The sequence below is a fragment of the Paracoccus yeei ATCC BAA-599 genome (assembly GCF_000622145.1).
Classification (GTDB): domain Bacteria; phylum Pseudomonadota; class Alphaproteobacteria; order Rhodobacterales; family Rhodobacteraceae; genus Paracoccus; species Paracoccus yeei.
The window spans coordinates 122,265-144,038 of record NZ_JHWH01000013.1; the positions used below are offsets into that span (position 1 = coordinate 122,265).

The following is a 21,774-nucleotide window of genomic DNA, read 5'->3' on the forward strand; positions in this document are numbered from 1 at the left end:
GGCAAGCAGCATGAGCCTGAGCCGGGATCAAGTGATCGACCATCTGCACCGGGAACTGAACATCGAGGACCCGATCGACGGGGAAACCGAACTTTTCTCCAGCGGGCTGCTGGACTCGGTGTCGATGGTCGGCCTGATCACATTCATCGAGGAACAGACCGGGTCCACCATCGCCCCCGGCGACGTGACGCTGGAAAATTTCGACACCGTGGACCGGATCGTGGCCTATGTCGCCAGCCTCGGCTGATCCCGACCGCCATCTGGCCGCGGCCGCCGACCGTTTCGGCACGCCCACCTATGTCTATTTCACCGATGTGATCGAGGCGCGGCTGGCCGGGCTGCGCGCCGCCCTGGGCCGCTGGTTCGCGGTCAGCTATGCCGTGAAAAGCAACCCGAACCCCGCCCTGCTGGATTGGATGCGGGACCGGCTGGATTACCTGGACATCTCGTCGGGCGGGGAATTCGGCCTGGCACGGCAGGCGGGCTGGGACCCGGCGCTGGTCAGCTTCACCGACCCCGCCAAGCGCGAGGCCGAGCTGCGCACCGTCATCCAGGAGGGTCTGGGCGAACTGGTCGTCGAAAGCCTGCGCGAGGCGCGGCTTGCCGATGCCATCGCGGCCGAACTGGGGCTGGTCCAGCCCATCCTGATCCGCATTGCCCCCGACCGCGTGCCCAAGGGCTTTGGCGACCAGATGGCGGGCCGGCCCAGCCCCTTCGGCATCGACATCGAGGACGCGGCCGAGATCCTGCCCCGGATCGCCGCCCTTCCCCATCTGCGCATCGCGGGCCTGCACATCTACTCGGGCACGCAAAGCCTGAAGCCGCAGGCGATTTGCGAAAACTGGTCCATTTTCATGGCCGTCTTCGCAGAGCTTTGCGACGCGATGGGGCTTTCACCCGAAAAGCTGGTCTTCGGCTCTGGGCTGGGGATCCCCTATCACCCAGGCGATGCCGCGCTGGACCTTGAGCAGATCGCGGCCGAGATCGGGCCCGAACTGGACGGGTTCCAGGCCCGTTTCCCATCCACGCGGCTGATCCTGGAACTGGGACGCTATCTGGTCGGACCGGCGGGCTATTTCGTGACCCGCGTGGTCTCGGTCAAGCAATCCCGCGGCAGCCGCATCGCGATCTGCGACGGCGGGCTGAACGGGAACCTGGCGGCCTCGGGCAATTTCGGCATGGTGCTGCGGCGGAACTATGTCATGCACCGCGTCGGCGACCCCGGTGACCGCGCCGAGGAAAAGCAGGACATCTCGGGGCCGCTCTGCACCTCGATCGACAAGCTCGGCGGCGGGGTCCTGCTGCCGCGGCTGGACGAAGGCGACCTGCTGGCGATCCATGCGGGGGGCGCGTATGGACCGACGGCCAGCCCGCTGCATTTCATCAGCCATCCCCTGCCGGCCGAGGTGCTGGTGACCGGCGGGCAGCTGCGCGACGTGACCCGCATCCGGGGCTGACCGGGCCCGACGGGCGGCGGGGTCGCGGGTGGCGACGCCGGTGCCTCCGGCGGGGATATTTGAACACGAAAGACGCCAGGGGGCCGATGGTGCGCGGTACGGCGCGCGCGGCCGATGGCGTGATAAAATAATTGTAGGTCGGTGCAGAAACACGTCTTTTTCGTGCCGCTCGCGGTTGTCATTTCCCGGTCCTCGCCTCTATGGTGGGGCGTAATCCAGAACTGGCGAAGGATCCGATGGTCGAACAGAACCTGTTGCTCTTGCTTGTTCTGACACCATTCGTTTCGGCGGCGCTTGCCGCCACGCTTCCCGTAGGATCACGCAACGCCGAGACCTGGCTGGCCGGGCTGACCATGGTCATCGCGCTGGCGATCCTGGCCGTGCTTTTCCCGGCGGTGGCCGAGGGCGGGCGGATCATCGGCACCTTCGACTGGGCCAGCAGCATCGGGCTGGACCTGACCTTCCGCATCGACGGATTTGCCTGGCTGTTCATGGTGCTGGTCGCGGGAATCGGGCTGCTGGTGATCCTTTACGCGCGTTACTACATGGCGCCCGAGGATCCGGTGCCGCGGCTTTATTCCTGCCTGCTGGCCTTTGCGGGGGCGATGTCGGGGCTGGTCCTGTCGGGCAACATCATCGTGCTGGTGGTCTTCTGGGAACTGACCAGCATCGTGTCCTTCCTGCTGATCGGCTACTGGTTCCAGCGCCAGGACGCGCGCGACGGCGCCAAGATGGCACTGGTGGTGACGGCGACCGGCGGGCTGTGCCTGATGGTCGCGATGATCCTGATCGGGCAGATCGTCGGCAGCTACCAGCTGGATGACGTGCTGGCGGCGGGCGGGCGGATCACAAGCCATCCGCTTTATCCGGTGGTGCTGGGCCTGTTCCTGCTGGGGGCCTTTACCAAATCGGCGCAGTTCCCGTTCCACTTCTGGTTGCCGAACGCGATGGCCGCGCCGACGCCGGTGTCGTCCTATCTGCATTCGGCGACCATGGTGAAGGCCGGCGTCTTCATCCTGCTGCGGTTCCAGCCTGCCCTGGGCGGAACCGAGCTGTGGTTCCAGGTCGTGACCGGCGCTGGTCTGATCACCCTGCTGCTGGGCGCGCTGGTGGCGCTGTTCAAGCACGATCTCAAGGGCCTGCTGGCCTATTCCACGATCAGCCACCTGGGCCTGATCACGGCCCTCGCGGGAATCGGCACCCCCCTGGCGCTGATCGCCGCGATCTTTCACATCGTGAACCATGCCGTCTTCAAGGCCTCGCTGTTCATGGCCGCCGGCATCATCGACCACGAGACCGGCACTCGCGACATGCGCCGGCTGTCGGGCCTGGCCCGCGCCATGCCGGTGACCGCGACCCTGGCCATCATCGCCTCGGCCGCGATGGCGGGGGTGCCGCTGCTGAACGGGTTCCTGTCCAAGGAGATGTTCTTCGAGGCCACCTATGTCTGGAACAACGGCAGCCCCCTGGACAATGCCGCGCCCTATGTCGCGGTGGTGGCGGGCGCGCTGAGCGCGGCTTATTCGCTGCGATTCATCGTCACCGTGTTCTTCGGTCCCGAGGCCCGCGACCTGCCGCATGAGCCGCACGAGCCGCCGGTCCTGATGCGCCTGCCGGTCGCGCTGCTGGTCGCCATCTGCCTGGCCGTGGGCATCGCGCCGCAGGCGATGCTGGGCGGCTGGCTGGAAAGCGCGGCCATCGCCATCCTCGGCCCCGAGCTTCCGCATTTCAGCCTGAAGATCTGGCACGGCGTGAACCCCGCCCTGATCATGAGCCTGATCGCCATGACGCTGGGCGGGCTGATCTATCTGCTGCCGCGCCGCTGGATCGACGGCGGCGAGGAAGGCCCCTGGCTGATGCGCGCCCTGAACTTTGGCGCGGCCTTCGACTGGGCGCTGCATATGGTCGGCAAGCGGCTGCCGCAGGCCGGCATGCGCTATGTCTCGGCGCCGGGATTGCAGGCGCAACTGCGGGTGATGGTCCTGATGGGCATGGCCGCCGCCTGGTTCGCCACCGGGCCGCTGGACTGGAACATCCCGTTGCCCGCGATCACCTCGCGCGAGGTGGTGTTCGCCCTTATGTGGCTGATCGGCGGCGCCTGCGCCCTTGGCGCCGCCTGGCAGGCGAAGTACCACCGCTTTGCCGCATTGATCCTGATGGGTGCGGCGGGGCTTGTCACCTGCGCGACCTTCGTCTGGCTATCGGCGCCGGACCTTGCCGTGACCCAGCTGCTGGTCGAGATCGCGACCACCGCGCTTCTGCTGCTGGGCCTGCGTTGGCTGCCCAAGCGCGACGAGGAAATCGTCGGCGACAACAATTTCCGGCCCCGGCTGCGGCGGTTCCGCGACCTGCTGATCGCGCTGGCCTGCGGGCTGGGGATGACCGCGATCGCGCTGGCGGTGCTGCTAACCAAGCCGGGGACCTCGGTCGGCGACTGGTTCCTGCGCCATTCCTATGCCGAAGGCGGCGGCACCAACGTCGTCAACGTGATCCTGGTCGACTTCCGGGCCTTCGACACCTTCGGGGAAATCACCGTCCTCGCCATCGTCGGGCTGACGGTCTATGCGCTGCTGCGCCGCTTCCGCCCGGCCCCCGAAAGCGTCGAGCGGCCGCGTCCCCAGCTCGAGGCCGAGGAGCAGGCGCTGGAAGCCTATCTGTTCGTCCCCGCAGTTCTGATGCAGTGGATGTTCGCCCCCATCATCGCCCTGGCGGCCTATCTGTTCTTCCGCGGCCACGACCTGCCGGGCGGCGGCTTTGCGGCCGGGGTGACGCTGGCCATCGGGCTGCTGCTGCAATATGTCGCAACCAACGTCCGCTGGGTCGAGGCGCGGCTGACGGTCCTGCCCGTGCGCTGGATGGGGACCGGCCTGTGCATCGCGGCGGCCGTGGGCGCGGGCTCCTGGATCTTCGGGATGCCCTTCCTGACCACGCATTACCAGTATCTGGACCTGCCGCTGGTGGGCAAGGTTCCGGCATCGACCGCGATGCTGTTCGACCTGGGGGTGTTTTCGCTGGTGGTGGGGGCGATCGTGCTGATGCTGATCGCCATCGCCCACCAAAGCCTGCGCGTCGCCCCGCGCCCGCGCAAGGCCGACGCTGACGAGGGGAAAGCCTGATGGAACTGATCCTGGCCCTGGCCATCGGCGTACTGACCGGATCGGGCGTGTGGCTGATCCTGCGGCCCCGGTCCTATCAGGTGATCGTGGGGCTGTGCCTGCTGGCCTATGGGGTGAACCTGTTCATCTTCTCGATGGGACGGCTTTACGTCGGCGCGGCGCCGATCATGCCCAAGGGCGGCTTTGTCGATCCGACGGCCTATGCCGACCCGCTGCCGCAGGCGCTGGTGCTGACCGCCATCGTCATCAGCTTTGCCACCACGGCCCTGTTCCTGGTGGTCATGATCGCGTCGCGCGGCATCACCGGCACCGACCATGTCGACGGGCGGGAGCGCAGCCCATGAATCCCTCTGTCTTGCCCAACCACCTGATCATCGCCCCGATCCTGATCCCGCTGGTCGCGGGGGCGATCATGCTGTTCTACAACGACCGCAACCGCCAGACCAAGCTGGTCATGGGGCTGGTCGCGGTGGGGCTGATGTTCCTGTCCTCGGTCGAGCTGATGAGCGACGCCAAGGAACTGGGCGCCGCCGGCGGCGCGATCGTCCAGCTTTACCGCCTGGGCGACTGGCCGGTGCCCATCGGCATCGTGCTGGTGCTGGACCGCCTGTCGGCGATGATGGTCATGCTGACCGCGCTGCTGGCCGCGCCCTCGCTGATCTATGCGGCGGCCGGCTGGCACGGCAAGGGACAGCACTATCACAGCATGTTCCAGTTCCTGCTGGCGGGCGTCAACGGATCGTTCCTGACAGGCGATCTGTTCAACCTGTTCGTGTTCTTCGAGGTCATGCTGGCGGCCAGCTACGGGCTGATGCTGCACGGGTCGGGGGCCGCGCGGGTCAAGGCGGGGCTGCAATACATCGCGGTGAACCTGGCGGCCTCGCTGTTCTTCCTGATCGGGGTGGCGCTGGTCTATGGCACCACCGGCACGCTGAACATGGCCGACATCGGCCGGGCGGTGCGCGAACTGGACGATGTGCCGCGGCTGCTGTTCCACACCGCGGCCGGGTTCCTGGGCATTGCCTTCCTGGTCAAGGCCGCGATCTGGCCGCTGTGTTTCTGGTTGCCGCCGACCTATGCCTCGGCCTCGCCGCCTGCGGCCGCGATCATGGCGATCATGACCAAGGTGGGGATCTATGTGATCCTGCGCCTGTCGCTTCTGATCCTGGGGCCGGATGCGGGCGCCTCGGCGGGCTTCGGCGCGCCGGTCCTGATGATCGGGGGCGTGCTGACCATGACCTTCGGCATGATCGGCATCCTCGGCACGCCCGAACTGGTGCGCAAGGGCGGCTATCTGGCGATCATCTCGTCAGGGACGGTGCTGGCGGCAGTGGGCTTTGCCCAGGCCGGCGGCGGGCCCGCGCTGCTGGGCGGCGCGCTTTACTATCTGATCGGCTCGACCGCCGCCGTCTCGGCGTTTTTCCTGATCGCCGAGCCGGTGTCGCGCGACGACACCGGATCGGACGAGGGGGCGCCGGACGAACCCGAGCCCCTGGCCGAGCGCTGGGAGTGGACGCCCATGGGCCTCGACACGGTCGAGGACACGACCGCCCCGGCCAGCCAACGCACCGTGTCCTGGCTGACCATGGCGATCTGCTTTGCCCTGATTGCCGCCATGCTGGCGGGCCTGCCGCCGATGCCGGGCTTCATCGGCAAGTTCGCGATCCTGCGCGGCGCGGTCGACGGCAACATGGCGCTGTCGGGGCACCTGCCCGTGATGCTGTGGATCTATATGGCGGTCCTGATCCTGTCGGGCCTGGGGGCGCTGATCGCGCTGATCCGCTTCGGCATCCGCCGCTTCTGGGCCGAGGAAGGCCCCGCGCCCCGCATCCTTGCGCTTGAGGTCGCGCCGGTGCTGATCCTGCTGGGCATGATCCTGGTCCTGACGCTGCGGGCCGACGCGGTGCTGGGTTATACCCGCGCCACCGCCGACCTGCTGCTGGAGCCGGCCATCTATCGCAAGGCCGTGCTCAAGGACGCCTCGCGCCTGGACGCCGCGCCGGCCCAGAACCATGTGCCCGTCACCGTGCCCGAGGATGCGCGATGACCCGGTTGGTTCCCCATCCGCTGATTTCGGCCGCGCTGGTGCTGATGTGGCTGGTCCTGACCCAGTTCAGCCCGGGGCACCTGGTCCTGGGCACGGTCATCGGTCTGGTCGCGGGATGGGCGGTCCAGCACCTGCACCCCGCCCGTCCCCGCATCCGCCGCTGGAGCGCGATCCCCCGGCTGATGGCGCTGGTCGCCTGGGATATCCTGCAGTCCAACATCTCGGTGGCGCGCGTCCTGCTTTTGGGCCCGAACCACCCCAAGTTCCATTCGGGCTTCGTCGAACTGCGGCTGCAGCTGCGCGACCAGAACGCCCTGGCGCTGCTGGCGATCATCCTGACCGCGACGCCCGGCACCGCCTGGCTGGAATACGAACAGGAAGGCGGCCGCCTGCTGCTGCATATCCTGGACCTGCGCAGCGAGGAGGAATGGCAGGAACTGGTCCGCGACCGCTACGAGGCCCTGCTGATGGAGATTTTCGAATGAGCGCCCTGATCCTGGAATACGCGCTGACCTATGCGCAGATCGCCATGGTCCTGGCCCTGGGGCTTGCGTGCTGGCGGATGCTGCGGGGGCCGCGCGCGCAGGACCGGGTGCTGGGGCTCGACACGATGTATTTCGACGCGATGCTGCTGTTTCTGCTGATCGGCATGGGCAATGGCAACGTATTCTTCTTTGAAGGGGCGCTGGTGATCGCGGTCCTGGGCTTTGTCACCACGGTCTGCGCGGCCAAGTTCCTGATGCGCGGCGAGGTGATCGAATGAGGCATCTGGACCAGTTGCCGCCCACGGCCGCGCTGATCATCGCGGTCTTCGTCGTCGTCGGCTCGTCCCTGGCGCTGCTGGGCAGCCTGGGCCTGGTGCGGCTGCGCAGCTTTTACCAGCGGCTGCACGCGCCGACCCTGGCCTACAGCTATGGCGCGTTCCTGATCATCCTGGCCTCGATGGCGATGTTCTCGCTGCTGGAAAACCGCCCCGTCCTGCACGAGATCATCATCGGGGTGTTCCTGCTGATCACCACGCCCATCACCCTGCTGATGCTGGGCCGCGCGGCGCTGCGGCGCGACAGGGACGCCAAGCTGGGCCATGACGAACTGGTCCCGCCCCGCGTCGCGCCCGAGGATCGTGCGACGGAACCCGCCCGCGACCTGTCCCACCTGGGCGAGGACGTGCCTGAGGGAGGCGTCCTGGCCCCGCCGGGACAGGCCGAGCCCGAGCCCGGAACCGGGGAACGCAGCCCCTAAAGCCGCGACTGCGCCAGCACCGCGCGCAGGTCTGCCGCGTCCACGGCGTCGGTCACGAAGGACTGCCCGATCCCGCGCGCCAGGATGAAGCGCAGCTTGCCGTCCTGCACCTTCTTGTCCTGCCCCATCAGCGCGATCAGCGCCGCGTCGTCCGGCAGGTCGCCCGGGATCTGGGCGATGCGCGACGGCAGCCCCATGGCCGCGAAATGGGCCGAGACGCGGGACGGTGCCTCCTGGCTGCAAAGCCCCATCCGGGCCGAAAGCTCGAAGGCCAAGGTGCATCCGACGGCCACCCCCTCGCCATGCAGCAGGCGGTCGGAATAGCCGGTCGCGGATTCCAGTGCATGGCCGAAGGTGTGGCCCAGGTTCAGCAGCGCCCGTTCGCCCTGCTCGGTTTCGTCGCGCTGGACGATCCCCGCCTTCATCGCGACCGAATGGTGCACGGCGCGCTGCAGGGCCGCCGGGTCGCGGGACAGCGTAGGACCGGCCGCTTCCAGCCAGTCGAAGAACGACTCGTCGCCCAGAAGCCCGTATTTGGCGACTTCGCCATAGCCGGCGCGGAAATCGCGGGGCGACAGCGTGGCCAGCACGTCGATGTCGGCCAGAACCAGCGCGGGCTGGTGAAAGGCGCCGATCAGGTTCTTGCCCTGCGGGCTGTTGATGCCGGTCTTGCCACCGACGGAACTGTCCACCTGCGCCAGCAGCGAGGTCGGGATCTGGACGAAGCGCACCCCGCGCCGCAGGATCGCGGCGGCAAAGCCCGCCAGATCCCCGATGACGCCGCCGCCAAGCGCGATGACCAGATCCTTGCGCTCGATCCGCTGGGCGATCAGCCATTCCACCGCCTCGCCCAGGTGGGACCAGGACTTGGTGGCCTCGCCGGCCGGCAGGATCAGGGCAGGCGCCTCGATCCCTTCGGCGCGCAGCGCCTCTTGCAGGCGCGGCAGGTGCCGTTCGGCCACGGTGCGGTCGGTCAGGATCGCGACGCGGCGGCGGCCAGCCAGCGCCAGGACCTCGGCCCCGGCGCGGTCCAGAAGGCCCTGGCCGATCCGCACGTCATAGGAACGCGCGCCCAGGTCGACGCGCACGGTCTGGATGGTCATTTCGTCTCCAGGATGGGGGGCTGGCGGGCGCCGATGGCGTCGATGACGCGGGTCGCGGTATCCTCGACCGTGTCGCCGCGGACGGCGGGGACGCGGACATCGGCCAGCGCATAGACCGGCGCGCGTTCGCGCAGCAGCCGGTCCAGCGTGCCACGCGGATCGGGGGTTTGCAGCAGCGGTCGGGTCGGCCGGTTGCGGACGCGGTGCCACAGCGTTTCCAGATCGCAATCCAGCCAGACCGAGATGCCGTGCTGTGCAATGCGCTGGCGGTTCATCTCGCGCATCCACGACCCGCCGCCGGTCGAGACGATGCTGTCGCCCCCGGCCAGCACGCGCGACAGCACCTCTGATTCGCGGGCGCGAAAGAAATCCTCGCCGTCGCGGGCGAATATCTCGGGGATGGTCATGGCGGCAGCGCGCTCGATCTCGGCGTCGGTGTCCCAGAACGGACGGCCCAGGCGCCGGGAAAGCTCGGCCCCGATGGCGGTCTTGCCCGCCCCCATCATTCCGACCAGCACGATATTGCGGCGCATCACCCCCCCGTTGTCCGAACTGCCTGCCCGGCGGGCCGCACAGGCAAATATTGGTGGCACTGAATGGCGTGATCTTTCGGGAAATGCCATATATATTTCGCGCGAGCCGGCGTCAGACCGGCAGCGGAATGCTGGAACGAGGCTGAAAGGACAGGCAATGAGGCTTTTGCGCGTGGTGGCGGTGCTGGTGATTCTGCTGTTGGGCGGACTGGCCGGCTATGCCTATTTCGGGGACATGCGGGCCGATCCCCGCGAAACGCGCCTGCCGGTCGAACTGGATCTGGGCCAGCCGGTTCCCGCGCCAGCCCCCGAACCCGCACCGGCCGCGACCCCGGCGGTCCCCACGCCCCCCGCCCCGAATGCCGGCAGCAATGACCTGGACTGATCGCCTGCGCGGCCTGGCGCTGCTGGGCGGGATCGTGCTGGCGGCGGGGACGGCGACCGCCCAGCCGCCGCTGTCGGCCAGCGACTGGCTGTCGGGCAGCACGCGCGACCCCGGCACCATCTCGGCCTGGCGCCCCAGCGACGGCCGCCCGGCCGATCTGCGGCGCAAATCGGCAGAAAGCACCGCCCGGTCCGGCGCGGTCGAGCCGGTGGGCGTCACCCGCCTAGGCGAGGGCAATCCCGACGGCAAGGGCACCGTGTCGCCCCGGGCCGCCGGTCTGCCCGCCGACCTGTGGGGGGCAAGCGACGGTGCGACGCTCGCGGCGCTGGTGCGTGCCTCGAACCCGCGGCTGCCGGTGCTGCGCCGGCTGGAGCGCCGCATCCTGGCCGCGCAGCTGAACCCGCCCGCGACCGCGCCGGGGGCCGAGGGCGAACTGTTCCTGGCCCGCGTCGACAAGCTTCTGGACATGGGCGCCACGGGCGCCGCGAAAAGCCTGCTGCAGGCCGCGGGCCCCGCCGATCAGGAGCGGTTCCGCCGGCTGTTCGACGTGGCCCTGCTGTCGGGGGACGAGGTCGAGGCCTGCGCCATCATGGGCCGCACCCCGGGCGTGGCGCCCAGCTTTCCCGCGCAGATCTTCTGTCTGGCGCTTGGCGGCGACTGGGCGGCCGCGGCGCTGGTATTTCACGGCGCCGACGCGATGGGGCTGATCCAGCCGCAGATGGCCGCGCTGCTGGCGCAGTATCTGGACGACGGCTATGCCGACCGCCCCGAGGATCTGGCGCCGCCGCTGGTGGTGACGCCGCTGGACCTGCGCCTGCACGAGGCGGTGGGCCAGCCCCTGCCCTCGGCGAACCTGCCGCTGGCCTTCGCGCTGGCCGACCTGGACCAGAACGGCGGCTGGAAGGCGCGGCTGGATTCCGCCGAGCGTCTGGCCCGCGCCGGAGCCATCCCCGCCTCGCAGCTGCGCAGCATCTATGTCGAACAGAAGCCCGCTGCCTCGGGCGGGGTCTGGGACCGCGCGGCCGCGGTTCAGGCGCTGGACGCGGCGCTGCAGGCGCGGGACACGGCGCAGGTCGCGCAGGCATTGCCCCCGGCCTTCGACGCGATGGTGGCGGCGGGCCTGGGCCCGGCGCTGGCCGACATGGCGGGCGCGCAGGTCGGCGCCCTGGCCCTGGACGGGCGCGCGGGACAGATCGCGCTGTGCCTGGCGCTGGCCGCCGGGCAATGGCAGGTCGTGGCAAAGCCGCCGGCCGACAGCGCGGCGCTGGACCTTTGGCTGCTGGATTTCGCCAGCGGCCTTGCCGATGCCACCCCTCCGGCGGGCGATGGATTGGACCGCGCCGGGCTGCTGCTGGGCGGCTTCCGCCAGGGCACGCCCCTGCCCCAGCGCGCGGCCGAACAGATCGGCGCCAACCGCCGGGGCGAGGCGATGCTGGCCGCCATCGCCGACACCGACGCCGGACTGGACGGCGACCTGCCGCGCGCCGCGCAGGGCTTGCGGGTCCTGCGCGCGCTTGGCCAGGGCGAGATCGCGCGCCAGGCGCTGGTCGAACTGGTGCTGGCCCCCGTCCTGATGCCGGAGCGCTAGGCCATGGCGGGCGATGCCGAGGACCGGCGCATGATCTCGGCCTTTCTGGACGCGCAGGCGGCGGAATCCGGGGCCGCGCGCAACACGCTGCTGGCCTATGGCCGCGACCTGGCCGATTTCACCGGCTGGCTGGCCGGACGCGATCTGGGCCTGCGGTCGATGACGCGCGAGAACGTCGAGGAATACCTGACCCATTGCGACGACCTGGGCCTGTCGCGGGCGACCCGGGCGCGGCGGCTGTCGGCCATCCGGCAATGGACCCGCTTTGCGCTTGAGGAAGGCTGGCGCGAGGACGACCCCGCCGGCCGCATCGCGGGCCCCGGCCGGGCGCAGCGCCTGCCCAAGACGCTGTCGCGCGACGAGGTGCAGGCCATGCTGGATGCCCTGCCCCGCCTTGGCCGCACCGAGGTCGAGCGCCGCCGCAACCTTGCCCTGTTCGAGATGGCCTATGCCACCGGCATGCGGGTCAGCGAGCTTGTGACGCTGCCCGTGACGGCCTGCCGGGGCAATCCGGCGCTGCTTCTGATCCGGGGCAAGGGCGGCAAGGAACGCATGGTGCCGCTGAACGATCCCGCGCGCGACGCGCTGGCGGGCTGGCTTTCGCTGCGCGACAACGCGCCCCCCGACACCACGCTGGGCCGACTGGTCGCGGGGCGCGGCGGGCGCTGGCTGTTTCCCGCCTCATCCCGCGAAGGCCACCTGACCCGGCAGGCGGTGAACCAGCTGCTGAACCAGCTGGCGCTGCTGGCGAACGTCGACCCGGCCCGGGTCTCGCCCCATGTGATCCGCCATGCCTTCGCCACCCATCTGCTGGAAGGCGGCGCCGATCTGCGCGCGATCCAGAGCCTGCTGGGTCATGCGGATCTCGGCACGACCGAGATCTATACCCATGTCATGGACCACCGCATGCGGGACCTGGTGATGAACCACCACCCGCTGGCCCGGCCCGACAGCGGGACCGAGCCCGAGGGCTGACGCCTGCTAGTGGTCGGCCATGCTGGCGGCGCGGCGGGCGTCCTCGACGCTGTTGCCGCCGGTGCCGTTGAAGAAGGCGTTCAGCGCCACCGCCGCGATGGTCGCCAGCAGGATGCCGGATTCGATCAGCGGGTGGATCGCATGAGGCATCCATTGCTTGAAGTCCGGGGCGATCAACGGGATCATGCCGAAGCCCAGCGACACCGCGACCACGAACAGGTTGTTGCGGTTCCCCGCGAAATCGACCGTGGACAGGATGCGGATGCCGGTCGCCGCGACCATGCCGAACATGACCAGCCCCGCGCCCCCCAGGACCGAGGTCGGTAGCGATTCCACCGCCGCGCCCATCTTGGGCACCAGGCCGAACAGGATCAGGATGACGCCGCCGGCGACGCAGATATAGCGGCTCTTGATGCCGGTGACGCCGACGAGGCCCACGTTCTGCGAGAATGACGTATAGGGGAAGGTGTTGAAGATGCCCCCGATCACCGTGCCCAGACCGTCGGTGCGCAGCCCGGCGGTCAGCCGCTCGGGCGTGATGCGGCGGCCCGTCATGTCGCCAAGCGCCAGGAACATGCCGGTCGATTCGATCATCACGACGATCATCACCAGCACCATGGTCACGATCAGCACCGGGTCGAAGATCGGCATGCCGAAGTGGAACGGGGTCACGATCCCGAACCAGGCCGCCTCCGCCACCTTGTCGAAGGTCATCTGTCCCAGCACGATGGTCAGCACCGCGCCCACCAGCATGCCCAGCAGCACGGCGATATTGGCGACAAAGCCCCGGCCGAAGCGGGCGATCAGCAGGATCGCCAGCAGCACCACGCCCGAAATCGCAATATTGACCGGCTGGGCATACAGCGGGTTCTGCACGCTGGCCGCGGGGGCAAAGCCCTGCGGCAGGGCCGGGACGGCGCCGGTGTCGGCCAGTTCCTTCAACTGGTTCAGCCAGCCCGAGGCGACCGGATCGACGATCTTGGGCGCGGTCGGCCCGACCGGGTTGCCGAAGATCCAGTTGATGCCCACCCGCATCAGCGTGACGCCGATCACCAGGATGACGGTGCCCGTCACCAGCGGCGGAAAGAACTTCAGCATCCGCCCGATGAATGGCGCGATCAGCATGGCGACGACGCCCGCGCCGATGATCGCGCCAAAGATCATGCGCGCCCCGTCCGGCCCGGGATAGGCGTTCGCCATCGCCACCATCGGCCCGACCGAGGCGAACGTCACCCCCATCATCACCGGCAGCTGGATGCCGAACCAGCGCGTCATGCCCAGCGACTGGATGATCGTGGCGATGCCGCAGCAGAACAGGTCGGCCGAGATCAGGAAGGCCACGTCCTGCGGCGCCAACTTCAGCGCGCGGCCGACGATCAGGGGCACGGCGACGGCGCCCGCATACATCACCAGCACATGCTGCAATCCCAGCGTCGCCAACCGTACCGGCGGCAGGATCTCGTCGACCGGATCGACGGCGCGGCCCTCGGCCATAGCCATGATGTCCCCTTTCCCTGTTCAAGGTCGTTTTGATCCAGCTAGGGCCCTGCCAAGGAAAAAGGCAATTCTTTTGTGCCCCGCCCCGCACCATGCCAACCCGCGCCCATTTTCCAGGCATCGCGAAGGGCGCGGTTTCAACCGCTTGGCCCGCGCCTTCCAGCAGACCAAAGGCGCAGGCGTGCCCGCCGGACGGGCATCGCCTGCCGCCCGGCACGGCAGATCGTGGTCCGCGCCCTCGTCCCACGGCCCTCTGGCGGGTTGCAACCGCGCGCCGCCCTGAATATCAGGAGTTGCCGCTACCATCAGCACGGACACCCGACATGGACATCGCCGCCCGCCGCAAGGCCGATCCCGCCCATTGGCGCCTCGCCGCCGCCATCCGCGCCCTTTCGATGGACGCGGTCGAGGCCGCGAACTCGGGCCATCCCGGCATGCCCATGGGCATGGCCGACGTGGCCACGGTGCTTTTCCGCAACCACCTGAAATTCGATGCCACCGCGCCGAACTGGTTCGACCGCGACCGCTTCGTGCTGTCGGCGGGCCACGGCTCGATGCTGCTCTACAGCCTGCTGCACCTGACCGGCTATGAACAGATGAGCCTGGCGCAGATCCGCAACTTCCGCCAATGGGGCGCGATCACGGCGGGCCATCCCGAATACGGCCATGTCGAGGGGGTTGAGACGACCACCGGCCCGCTGGGCCAGGGCCTGGCCACCGCCGTCGGCATGGCCATCGCCGAGGAAGCGATGCGCGCCCAGTTCGGCGAGGGGCTGTGCAACCACCGCACCTGGGTCATCGCCGGCGACGGCTGCCTGATGGAAGGCATCAGCCAGGAGGCCATCGCGCTTGCCGGCCACCAGAAGCTGAAGAACCTGATCGTGCTCTGGGACGACAACGACATCACCATCGACGGCCGCGTGTCGCTGTCGGACGCCACCGACCAGATGAAGCGCTTCGAGGCCTCGGGCTGGCGTGTGCTCGCCTGCGACGGCCATGACCCGGTCGATATCGAACGCGCCCTGACCGACGCCGCGACCGGCAAGGACGACCGCCCGGTGCTGGTCGCCTGCAAGACGATCATCGGCTACGGCGCGCCCAAAAAGCAGGACACCTCGGGCGCGCACGGCTCGCCGCTGGGGGCCGAGGAAATCGCCGCCACGCGCCTGGCCTACGGCTGGGAACACGAAAGCTTCATCGTCCCCGACGACATCCTGGCCGACTGGCGCGCCATCGGAATGAAGGGCCGGGCCGCGCGCGAGGCCTGGGCCGCGCGGGTCGATGCCGCGAAGAACCGCGAGGAATTCGCCCGCCGCATCTCGGGCGATGTCAGCGACCGGCTGGCGCCGACCATCGCCGCGCTCAAGGAACAGGCGCTGCAGACCCGGCCCAAGATCGCGACCCGCAAGGCCAGCGAGATGGTGCTCGAGGTCCTGAACCCCGAACTGCCCGAAACCATGGGCGGCTCGGCCGACCTGACCGGCTCGAACAACACGCGGACCAAGGACCTGGGCACCTTCTCGCCCGTCGACCGGACCGGGCGCTACATCAACTACGGCATCCGCGAACACGGCATGGCGGCGGCGATGAACGGCATCTGGCTGCACGGCGGCTTCCGCCCCTATGGCGGCACCTTCATGTGCTTCACCGACTATGCGCGCGGCGCCATGCGGCTTTCGGCGCTGATGGGCCTGCCCGTGGTCTATGTGATGACCCACGACTCCATCGGCCTGGGCGAGGATGGCCCGACCCACCAGCCGGTCGAGCATCTGGCCATGCTGCGCGCCACCCCGAACACGCTGACCCTGCGTCCCTGCGACCTGGTCGAGACGGCCGAGGCCTGGGAAATCGCGCTGAGCCAGAAGGCCACGCCTTCGGTCCTCGCGCTCTCGCGCCAGAACCTGCCCACCCTGCGCGAGGACGGGGCCGAGAACCTGACCGCGCGCGGCGCCTATGTGCTGCGCGACGCCTCGGCCGAGCCGCAGGTGATCCTGATGGCCTCGGGCTCCGAGGTGGAAATCGCCGTTGCCGCTCGCGAGACGCTGGAATCCCAGGGCGTGCCCACGCGCGTCGTCTCGGTCCCCTCGATGGAGCTTTTCCGCGACCAGCCCGAGGACTATCGCCGCAAGGTCCTGCCCAAGGGCCCGGTCCGCATCGCCATCGAGGCGGCGGTGCGCCAGCCCTGGGACTGGCTCCTGCTGGGGGAACGCGGCCGCTCGAAGAAGGCGGGCTTCATCGGCATGACCGGCTTTGGCGCCTCGGCCCCGGCCCCGGTGCTCTATCGCGAGTTCGGCATCACCGCCGAGGCCACCGTGGCCGAGGCCCGCCGCCTGCTCGACTGATCCGGCGACGGCCGCGCCCATCGCGGCGCGGCCGCCCCTTGGGCGCGGCGACCGGCCTTTCACCGTTTTCCAAATACCCGATTCCGGCGCCGGCCGGATGCACCGCCCTCAGGACCCTTGCCCCCACGGCATGCACAAGCCTCCGCGAGGAAGCATCATGAGCCAATCCGCCATCATCGCGCCCCCGGGCGATCCGGCGCGCGCCACGCAGTTGCGCGGCATCCTGCTGCTGCTGGCCGCGATCATGACCTTCACGCTGATGGACGCGACGGCCAAGCACCTGACCCAGACCTATCACCCTGTCCAGGTCGTCTGGGTGCGCTTCGTGGCAAACCTGGTCATCGTCGGGCTGCTGGTCGGGCCACGGCTGCGCCGCACGCTGCGCTCGACCCGCCCGGGCATCCAGTTCTGCCGGGCGCTGACGCAGCTCGGCTCGGTCGGGCTGTTCTTCACCGCGCTCCAGCACATCGGCCTGGCCGAGGCGACGGCGATCATGGACATCAACCCGGTGCTGATCACCCTGGCCGCCGCGCTCTTCCTGGGCGAGAGGATCGGGCTGCGACGCGCCTTGGGAATCGCCGCGGCGCTTGTGGGCGCCCTGATCATCATCCGCCCAGGGGCGGGCGTCTTCCAGCCGGCCGCGCTGTTGCCGCTGCTGGGCGCCTTCACCTACGCGGCCGGCGCGATCCTGACCCGGCTGGCGCGGGGCGATTCCACCGCGACCTCGATCCTGTGGTCAGCCATCGTCGGAACGCTCGCCACCTCGGCCCTGGTGCCGTTCTTCTGGCAGCCCATTGCCGCCGGCGACGCCTGGGCGTTCCTGCTGCTGGGGCTGTTCGGCACCGTGGCGCAGGCACTGCTGATCCGCGCCTTCGCCCTGGCCGAGGCGGCGGCCATCGCCCCCTTCGGCTATACCGGGCTGATCTGGGCGGGGCTGTGGGGCTGGCTGTTCTGGGGCACCGTGCCCGACCGCTGGACGATCCTCGGCGCCTTGATCATCGTCGTCGCCGGCCTTTATGTCTGGATGCGCGAAGCCCGCGCCATGCAGCGGATGGACCCATGACCGAGACCGAAGACCCCGTGCCCCTGCGCGACCGGCTGGCGAACGGCGCGTTCCTTGCGTTGATGGGACTGGTAAGGGTGCTGCCCTATCGCCTGCGCATCCCGGCCATGGGCTGGTTCTTTGCCCATGTGCTGGGCCCGCTGGCGGGCTGGCGCGGCCGCATCCGCGACAACCTGGCCAAGGCCCGGCCCGACCTCTCGCCGGCCGAGGTCCGCCGGCTGTGCCGCGCCGTCCCCGACAATGCCGGCCGTGCCCTGGCCGAGATCTATTCCGGCGAGGAATTCACCACCCGCATCCACCAGGCCGATCCCCTGGCCGGCCCGGGCCTGCCCGCGCTGGAACAGGCCGCCGATGCCGGCCGGCCCGTCATCCTGGCGGTCGCCCATTTCGGCAATTACGACGCCATGCGCGCCGCCCTGACCGGGCGCGGCTGGCCGGTTGGCGCGCTTTACCGCCCCATGAACAACGAGGCGTTCAACCGCCACTATATCCCCGCCATGCAGGCCATCGCCCAGCCCATGTTCCCGCGCGGGCGGGCCGGGCTTGCGGCCATGCTGCGGTTCCTTCGGGGCGGGGGCTGGATGGCGCTCGGCTATGACCAGTACGACGGCCACGGGGCCGAGCTGCGCTTCTTCGGCCTGCCGACGAAAACCGTCCTGACCCCAGCCGAGCTTGCCATCCGCTATGACGCGCTGCTGGTGCCCATCGCCGGCATCCGCCAGCCCGACGGACTGGGCTTTGTGGTCGAGGCGGCCGCCCCGATCCCCCATTCCGACCCCGAAACCATGATGCAGGCCCTGAACGACCAGCTGGAAACCCTGGTCCGCGCCCATATGGAGCAATGGTTCTGGGTCCACCGGCGCTGGAAACAGCGATCCTGAACGCTCTATCGGCGGGCGAAACCCTTTCCCTCGGCTTCGCGCACAGGCTATAAGCGGCGCAAACCGCCGCAAGGCCCCCCACGCGGCCCCAACGAACAAGATCCAGAGGACGGCATGAGCGACGAGAACACCCCCAGCGGCGCGCGCAGCGGCACCGACGACGTGGCCTTCATCCAGGCCTTGGCGGAACTGCTGAACCGCAACGAGCTGACCGAGCTTTCCGTCAAGCGCGAATACAGCGAAAACGACCGCCTCACGGTCAGCCTGTCGAAACAGGGCAAGGCCGTGATCCAGACCGTCGCGGCCCCGGCCCCGGCGGCGGCCCCCGCGATCGCCGCCGCGGCCGGTTCGGTCCCCGCGCCCGCCGCGGCGGCCAACGACGATCCGGCCAGCCTGCCCGGCATCGTCACCTCGCCCATGGTCGGCACGGCCTATCTGTCGCCCGAGCCGGGCGCGCCGGCTTTCGTTACCATCGGCAAGCAGATCAAGGAGGGCGAGACCCTGATGATCGTCGAGGCAATGAAGACCATGAATCACATCCCCTCGCCCCGGTCCGGCACGGTCAAGCGCATCCTGGTCGACGACGGCAGCCCGGTCGAATTCGGCGCCCCCCTGATGGTCGTCGAGTGAGCGGGCATATGTTCGACAAGATCCTGATCGCCAATCGCGGCGAAATCGCGCTGCGTGTCATCCGCGCCTGCCGCGAGATGGGCATCGCCTCGGTCGCGGTCCATTCGACTGCTGATGCCGACGCGATGCATGTCCGCATGGCCGACGAATCGGTCTGCATCGGGCCGCCGCCCTCGACCGACAGCTACCTGTCGATGCCGGCGATCATCTCGGCCTGCGAAATCACTGGCGCGCAGGCCATCCATCCGGGCTATGGCTTCCTGTCGGAAAACGCCGGATTCGTGCAGATGGTCGAGGATCACGGCATCGCCTTCATCGGCCCCTCGGCGGAACACATCCGCATCATGGGCGACAAGATCACGGCCAAGGACACCGCCAAGGCGCTTGGCATCCCGGTCGTCCCCGGCTCGGACGGCGGCGTTCCCGACGTGGCCTCGGCCAAGCGGGTCGCGGCCCAGATCGGCTATCCGGTCATCATCAAGGCGACCGCCGGCGGCGGCGGGCGCGGCATGAAGGTGGCGCTGGACGAAGCGAGCCTGGAAAATGCCTTCCGCACCGCGCGGGCCGAGTCGAAGGCCGCCTTCGGCAATGACGAGGTCTATATCGAGAAATACCTGCAGCGCCCGCGCCATATCGAGATCCAGGTCTTCGGCGACGGCCGCGGCCGCGCCGTCCACCTGGGCGAGCGCGACTGTTCCCTGCAGCGCCGCCACCAGAAGGTGCTGGAGGAGGCCCCCGGCCCGGCCATCACGCCTGCCGAGCGCGCCGAGATCGGCGGCATCTGCGCCAATGCCATGGCCAAGCTGGGCTATCGCGGCGCCGGCACCATCGAGTTCCTGTTCGAGGACGGCGAATTCTATTTCATCGAGATGAACACCCGGCTTCAGGTCGAACATCCGGTGACCGAGGCGATCTTCGGGGTCGATCTGGTGCGCCAGCAGATCCTGGTCGCCGCCGGTGCCGAGATGGAGTTCCGGCAAGAGGACCTGCAGATCCGCGGCCACGCCATCGAGGTGCGCATCAACGCCGAAAAGCTGCCGAACTTCACCCCCTCGCCAGGCCGGATCACCCAGTATCACGCGCCGGGGGGCCTGGGCGTGCGGATGGACAGCGCGATCTATGACGGCTACCGCATTCCGCCCTATTACGACAGCCTGATCGGCAAGCTGATCGTCCACGGCCGCGACCGGCCCGAGGCGCTGGCCCGTCTGGACCGCGCCTTGGGCGAGCTGATCGTGGACGGAATCGACACCACGGTTCCGCTGTTCCGCGCGCTGCTGGAAAACCCCGATATCCAACGGGGCGACTATTCCATCCACTGGCTGGAAAAATGGCTGGCCCAGATGGCGGGCCCATCGTCCTGAGATGACGGTTTCGGCGGAAAGACTGCTGTTTGCCTATGCGCAAGGCGTCTTTCCGATGGCCGAGTCGGCGTCGGACCCGCAGCTTTACTGGTTCGACCCGCCCGAACGCGGCATCCTGCCGGTGGGCGGGGTGCATGTCTCGCGCTCGATGCGGCGCCTGCTGCGCCGGGCGGGCTGGCGTGCGACGGTGAACCGCGACTTCTTGGGCGTGATCGCGGGCTGCGCCGACCGGCCGGAGACCTGGATCAACGCTCCGCTGATCGGGCTTTATGCCGAATTGCACCGCATGGGTCACGCCCATTCGCTGGAGGTATGGGAGGGCGACGCGCTGATCGGCGGAACCTATGGCGTGTCGCTGGGCGCGGCCTTCTTTGCCGAAAGCATGTTCTCGCGCCGCCCCAGCGCCTCAAAGGCTGCGTTGATCTGGATGTCGCATCACCTGCGCGCCTGCGGCTTCACGCTGTGGGATACGCAATATCCGACACCGCACCTGGCCTCGATGGGGGGAACGGCGATCAGCCGGCTGGATTATCGCCGCCGACTGGCGCGGGCGGTGCGCCAGCCCGTCCGCTTCGAAACGACCGCCCTGCCCGAGGCTCAGGCCCTGTTGCAGGAAATCACCCAGACGTCATAGCGGGGATCGTCCAGCGCCGAAAGCGCGGGAGACGAGGCGATCATCCAACCGGAAAAGACGGTGCTGTTGGCCCGCTTGTCCACCACGGTCAGTTCCGCGAACGCATCCGACGACGGGTCCGCCGCGGGATAGCGGCATTCCGCAAGCCGCACCTCGAGCCGCCCGAAGGCCGCCGCCTGCCCGGCCGACAGCAGGAAGTCCTGGGTCTGACCCGTCACCTTGTCCAGGCCGCGCAGCAGGGCGCCCGCGCCGCGCGCGGTGGCCGGACCGCGCGCCGCCGCCACGGCCGCCTCGCGCTCGGCCGCCGAGGGCTCGGCCGGGGCCACGGCGGTCGGATCGTCGCTCAGCGCGGGGTCGACCATCAGCGAATCGTCGGGCGCGGGCTCGGGATCGTCCTGGGCCAGGGCGGGCAGCGCCAGCAGCATCAGGCACAGTGCGGCGCGGGACAGGCTTGCGATCATTCCGCCCCCTCGGACGCCTGCGCGTCCACGAATTTCATCATCAGCGACAGCAGGCTGACAGCGCCCTGCACATCCTCGATCTCGTCCCCGGGGGCCAGGTCCTCGGCCGCGCCGCCGGGCTGAAGCTCGATATAGGCGCCGCCCAGCAGCCCGTCCGACTGGATCAGCGCCGCACTGTCGGTCGGCAGCCGGATGGACGATGGAACCGTCAGCCGCGCCTCGGCCAGATAGGTCTGGGGGTTCAGGTCGACCGCGCTGACCCGGCCCACCTTGACGCCCGCGACGCGCACCTCGGTCCCGACCTCGATGCCGTCCACATTGGGAAACGCCGCGCGCAATTCATAGCCGTCGCGCAGCGGCCGGCCCAGGTCGGTGGACCAGAACAGGAACCCGGCGGCCACGGCCAGGACCGCCGCCCCGGCCCAAAGCTCGGCTTTCTCCGCCGCCGACTGCATC

Annotated in this window: 22 protein-coding genes; 17 read left to right on the forward strand and 5 right to left on the reverse strand. The window is 69.1% G+C overall.

The features are described 5' to 3' along the window. Window positions 1-10 precede the first annotated feature (10 nt). From BU28_RS0108565 to mnhG, 8 genes are all read left to right on the forward strand, one after another. Window positions 11-247, forward strand: coding sequence for an acyl carrier protein (locus BU28_RS0108565; RefSeq protein WP_028719108.1), 237 nt, complete (start codon window positions 11-13; stop codon window positions 245-247). Further along, window positions 228-1,457, forward strand: coding sequence for a type III PLP-dependent enzyme (locus BU28_RS0108570; protein WP_028719109.1), 1,230 nt, complete (start codon window positions 228-230; stop codon window positions 1,455-1,457). The genes BU28_RS0108565 and BU28_RS0108570 overlap by 20 nt, the downstream gene beginning before the upstream one ends. Window positions 1,458-1,693: 236 nt before the next feature. After that, the gene (locus BU28_RS0108575; protein WP_028719110.1) at window positions 1,694-4,573 is read left to right on the forward strand and encodes a monovalent cation/H+ antiporter subunit A; all 2,880 of its coding nucleotides are present in this window, start codon (window positions 1,694-1,696) and stop codon (window positions 4,571-4,573) included. Continuing rightward, window positions 4,573-4,917, forward strand: coding sequence for a Na+/H+ antiporter subunit C (locus BU28_RS0108580; protein ID WP_028719111.1), 345 nt, complete (start codon window positions 4,573-4,575; stop codon window positions 4,915-4,917). Before BU28_RS0108575 ends, BU28_RS0108580 begins: the two co-directional genes overlap by 1 nt. Continuing rightward, entirely contained in the window at window positions 4,914-6,620 is a 1,707-nt protein-coding gene (locus tag BU28_RS22450) for a monovalent cation/H+ antiporter subunit D (protein ID WP_051578049.1), read from the forward strand. The genes BU28_RS0108580 and BU28_RS22450 overlap by 4 nt, the downstream gene beginning before the upstream one ends. Continuing rightward, window positions 6,617-7,105, forward strand: coding sequence for a Na+/H+ antiporter subunit E (locus tag BU28_RS0108590; RefSeq protein WP_028719112.1), 489 nt, complete (start codon window positions 6,617-6,619; stop codon window positions 7,103-7,105). The genes BU28_RS22450 and BU28_RS0108590 overlap by 4 nt, the downstream gene beginning before the upstream one ends. Then, window positions 7,102-7,383 carry a K+/H+ antiporter subunit F gene (locus BU28_RS0108595; protein WP_028719113.1) on the forward strand — a complete coding sequence of 94 codons (282 nt, stop codon included), beginning with the start codon at window positions 7,102-7,104 and terminating at the stop codon, window positions 7,381-7,383. Before BU28_RS0108590 ends, BU28_RS0108595 begins: the two co-directional genes overlap by 4 nt. Continuing rightward, entirely contained in the window at window positions 7,380-7,862 is a 483-nt protein-coding gene (mnhG, locus tag BU28_RS0108600; RefSeq protein ID WP_028719114.1) for a monovalent cation/H(+) antiporter subunit G, read from the forward strand. Before BU28_RS0108595 ends, mnhG begins: the two co-directional genes overlap by 4 nt. On the opposite strand, the gene aroB is transcribed toward mnhG, so the two are convergent. Further along, the gene (gene aroB / locus BU28_RS0108605) at window positions 7,859-8,965 is read right to left on the reverse strand and encodes a 3-dehydroquinate synthase (RefSeq protein WP_028719115.1); all 1,107 of its coding nucleotides are present in this window, start codon (window positions 8,963-8,965) and stop codon (window positions 7,859-7,861) included. The two genes, mnhG and aroB, sit on opposite strands and share 4 nt — an antisense overlap. After that, window positions 8,962-9,498, reverse strand: coding sequence for a shikimate kinase (locus BU28_RS0108610; RefSeq protein ID WP_028719116.1), 537 nt, complete (start codon window positions 9,496-9,498; stop codon window positions 8,962-8,964). The genes aroB and BU28_RS0108610 overlap by 4 nt, the downstream gene beginning before the upstream one ends. A gap of 157 nt (window positions 9,499-9,655) precedes the next feature. On the opposite strand from BU28_RS0108610, the gene BU28_RS0108615 reads away from it, so the two are divergent. Genes BU28_RS0108615 through BU28_RS0108625 form a run of 3 tightly spaced genes read left to right on the forward strand, consistent with a single transcriptional unit; the run spans window position 9,656 to window position 12,446 of the window. Then, window positions 9,656-9,883, forward strand: a complete 228-nt coding sequence (locus BU28_RS0108615) for a hypothetical protein (protein WP_028719117.1) — start codon at window positions 9,656-9,658, stop codon at window positions 9,881-9,883. Continuing rightward, the gene (locus BU28_RS0108620; RefSeq protein ID WP_028719118.1) at window positions 9,870-11,471 is read left to right on the forward strand and encodes a hypothetical protein; all 1,602 of its coding nucleotides are present in this window, start codon (window positions 9,870-9,872) and stop codon (window positions 11,469-11,471) included. The genes BU28_RS0108615 and BU28_RS0108620 overlap by 14 nt, the downstream gene beginning before the upstream one ends. A 3-nt stretch (window positions 11,472-11,474) precedes the next feature. Further along, window positions 11,475-12,446, forward strand: a complete 972-nt coding sequence (locus BU28_RS0108625; protein ID WP_028719119.1) for a tyrosine recombinase — start codon at window positions 11,475-11,477, stop codon at window positions 12,444-12,446. Between the two features lie 6 nt (window positions 12,447-12,452). Here BU28_RS0108625 and BU28_RS0108630 read toward each other — a convergent pair whose 3' ends face one another. After that, the gene (locus tag BU28_RS0108630; RefSeq protein ID WP_198944937.1) at window positions 12,453-13,946 is read right to left on the reverse strand and encodes a nucleobase:cation symporter-2 family protein; all 1,494 of its coding nucleotides are present in this window, start codon (window positions 13,944-13,946) and stop codon (window positions 12,453-12,455) included. 320 nt (window positions 13,947-14,266) lie between these two features. Here BU28_RS0108630 and tkt point away from each other — a divergent pair, with 320 nt between their 5' ends. The 6 genes from tkt (at window position 14,267) to aat (ending at window position 20,857) form a co-directional block, all read left to right on the forward strand. After that, window positions 14,267-16,285 carry a transketolase gene (gene tkt, locus BU28_RS0108635; protein ID WP_028719121.1) on the forward strand — a complete coding sequence of 673 codons (2,019 nt, stop codon included), beginning with the start codon at window positions 14,267-14,269 and terminating at the stop codon, window positions 16,283-16,285. 157 nt (window positions 16,286-16,442) lie between these two features. After that, entirely contained in the window at window positions 16,443-17,348 is a 906-nt protein-coding gene (locus tag BU28_RS0108640) for a DMT family transporter (RefSeq protein ID WP_088239174.1), read from the forward strand. Then, on the forward strand, window positions 17,345-18,229 hold the full coding sequence (locus BU28_RS0108645) for a lysophospholipid acyltransferase family protein (protein ID WP_028719123.1): 885 nt from the start codon (window positions 17,345-17,347) through the stop codon (window positions 18,227-18,229). The genes BU28_RS0108640 and BU28_RS0108645 overlap by 4 nt, the downstream gene beginning before the upstream one ends. Before the next feature lie 114 nt (window positions 18,230-18,343). Then, window positions 18,344-18,859, forward strand: a complete 516-nt coding sequence (gene accB / locus BU28_RS0108650; RefSeq protein ID WP_028719124.1) for an acetyl-CoA carboxylase biotin carboxyl carrier protein — start codon at window positions 18,344-18,346, stop codon at window positions 18,857-18,859. An 8-nt stretch (window positions 18,860-18,867) separates the two neighbouring features. Further along, window positions 18,868-20,223: an acetyl-CoA carboxylase biotin carboxylase subunit gene (accC, locus tag BU28_RS0108655; RefSeq protein WP_036762423.1), complete on the forward strand. Its 1,356-nt coding sequence runs from the start codon at window positions 18,868-18,870 to the stop codon at window positions 20,221-20,223. A gap of 1 nt (window position 20,224) precedes the next feature. Continuing rightward, window positions 20,225-20,857 (forward strand): leucyl/phenylalanyl-tRNA--protein transferase, encoded by a 633-nt coding sequence (gene aat / locus BU28_RS0108660; protein ID WP_028719126.1) that lies wholly within the window; start codon window positions 20,225-20,227, stop codon window positions 20,855-20,857. Here the strand turns inward: aat and BU28_RS24590 are convergent. Beyond that, a complete protein-coding gene (locus BU28_RS24590; protein ID WP_028719127.1) occupies window positions 20,821-21,318 on the reverse strand; it encodes a DUF2155 domain-containing protein in 498 nt (165 codons plus the stop codon). The two genes, aat and BU28_RS24590, sit on opposite strands and share 37 nt — an antisense overlap. Further along, window positions 21,315-21,773, reverse strand: a complete 459-nt coding sequence (gene mlaD / locus BU28_RS0108670) for an outer membrane lipid asymmetry maintenance protein MlaD (RefSeq protein WP_028719128.1) — start codon at window positions 21,771-21,773, stop codon at window positions 21,315-21,317. Before mlaD ends, BU28_RS24590 begins: the two co-directional genes overlap by 4 nt. Window position 21,774: the final 1 nt, after the last annotated feature.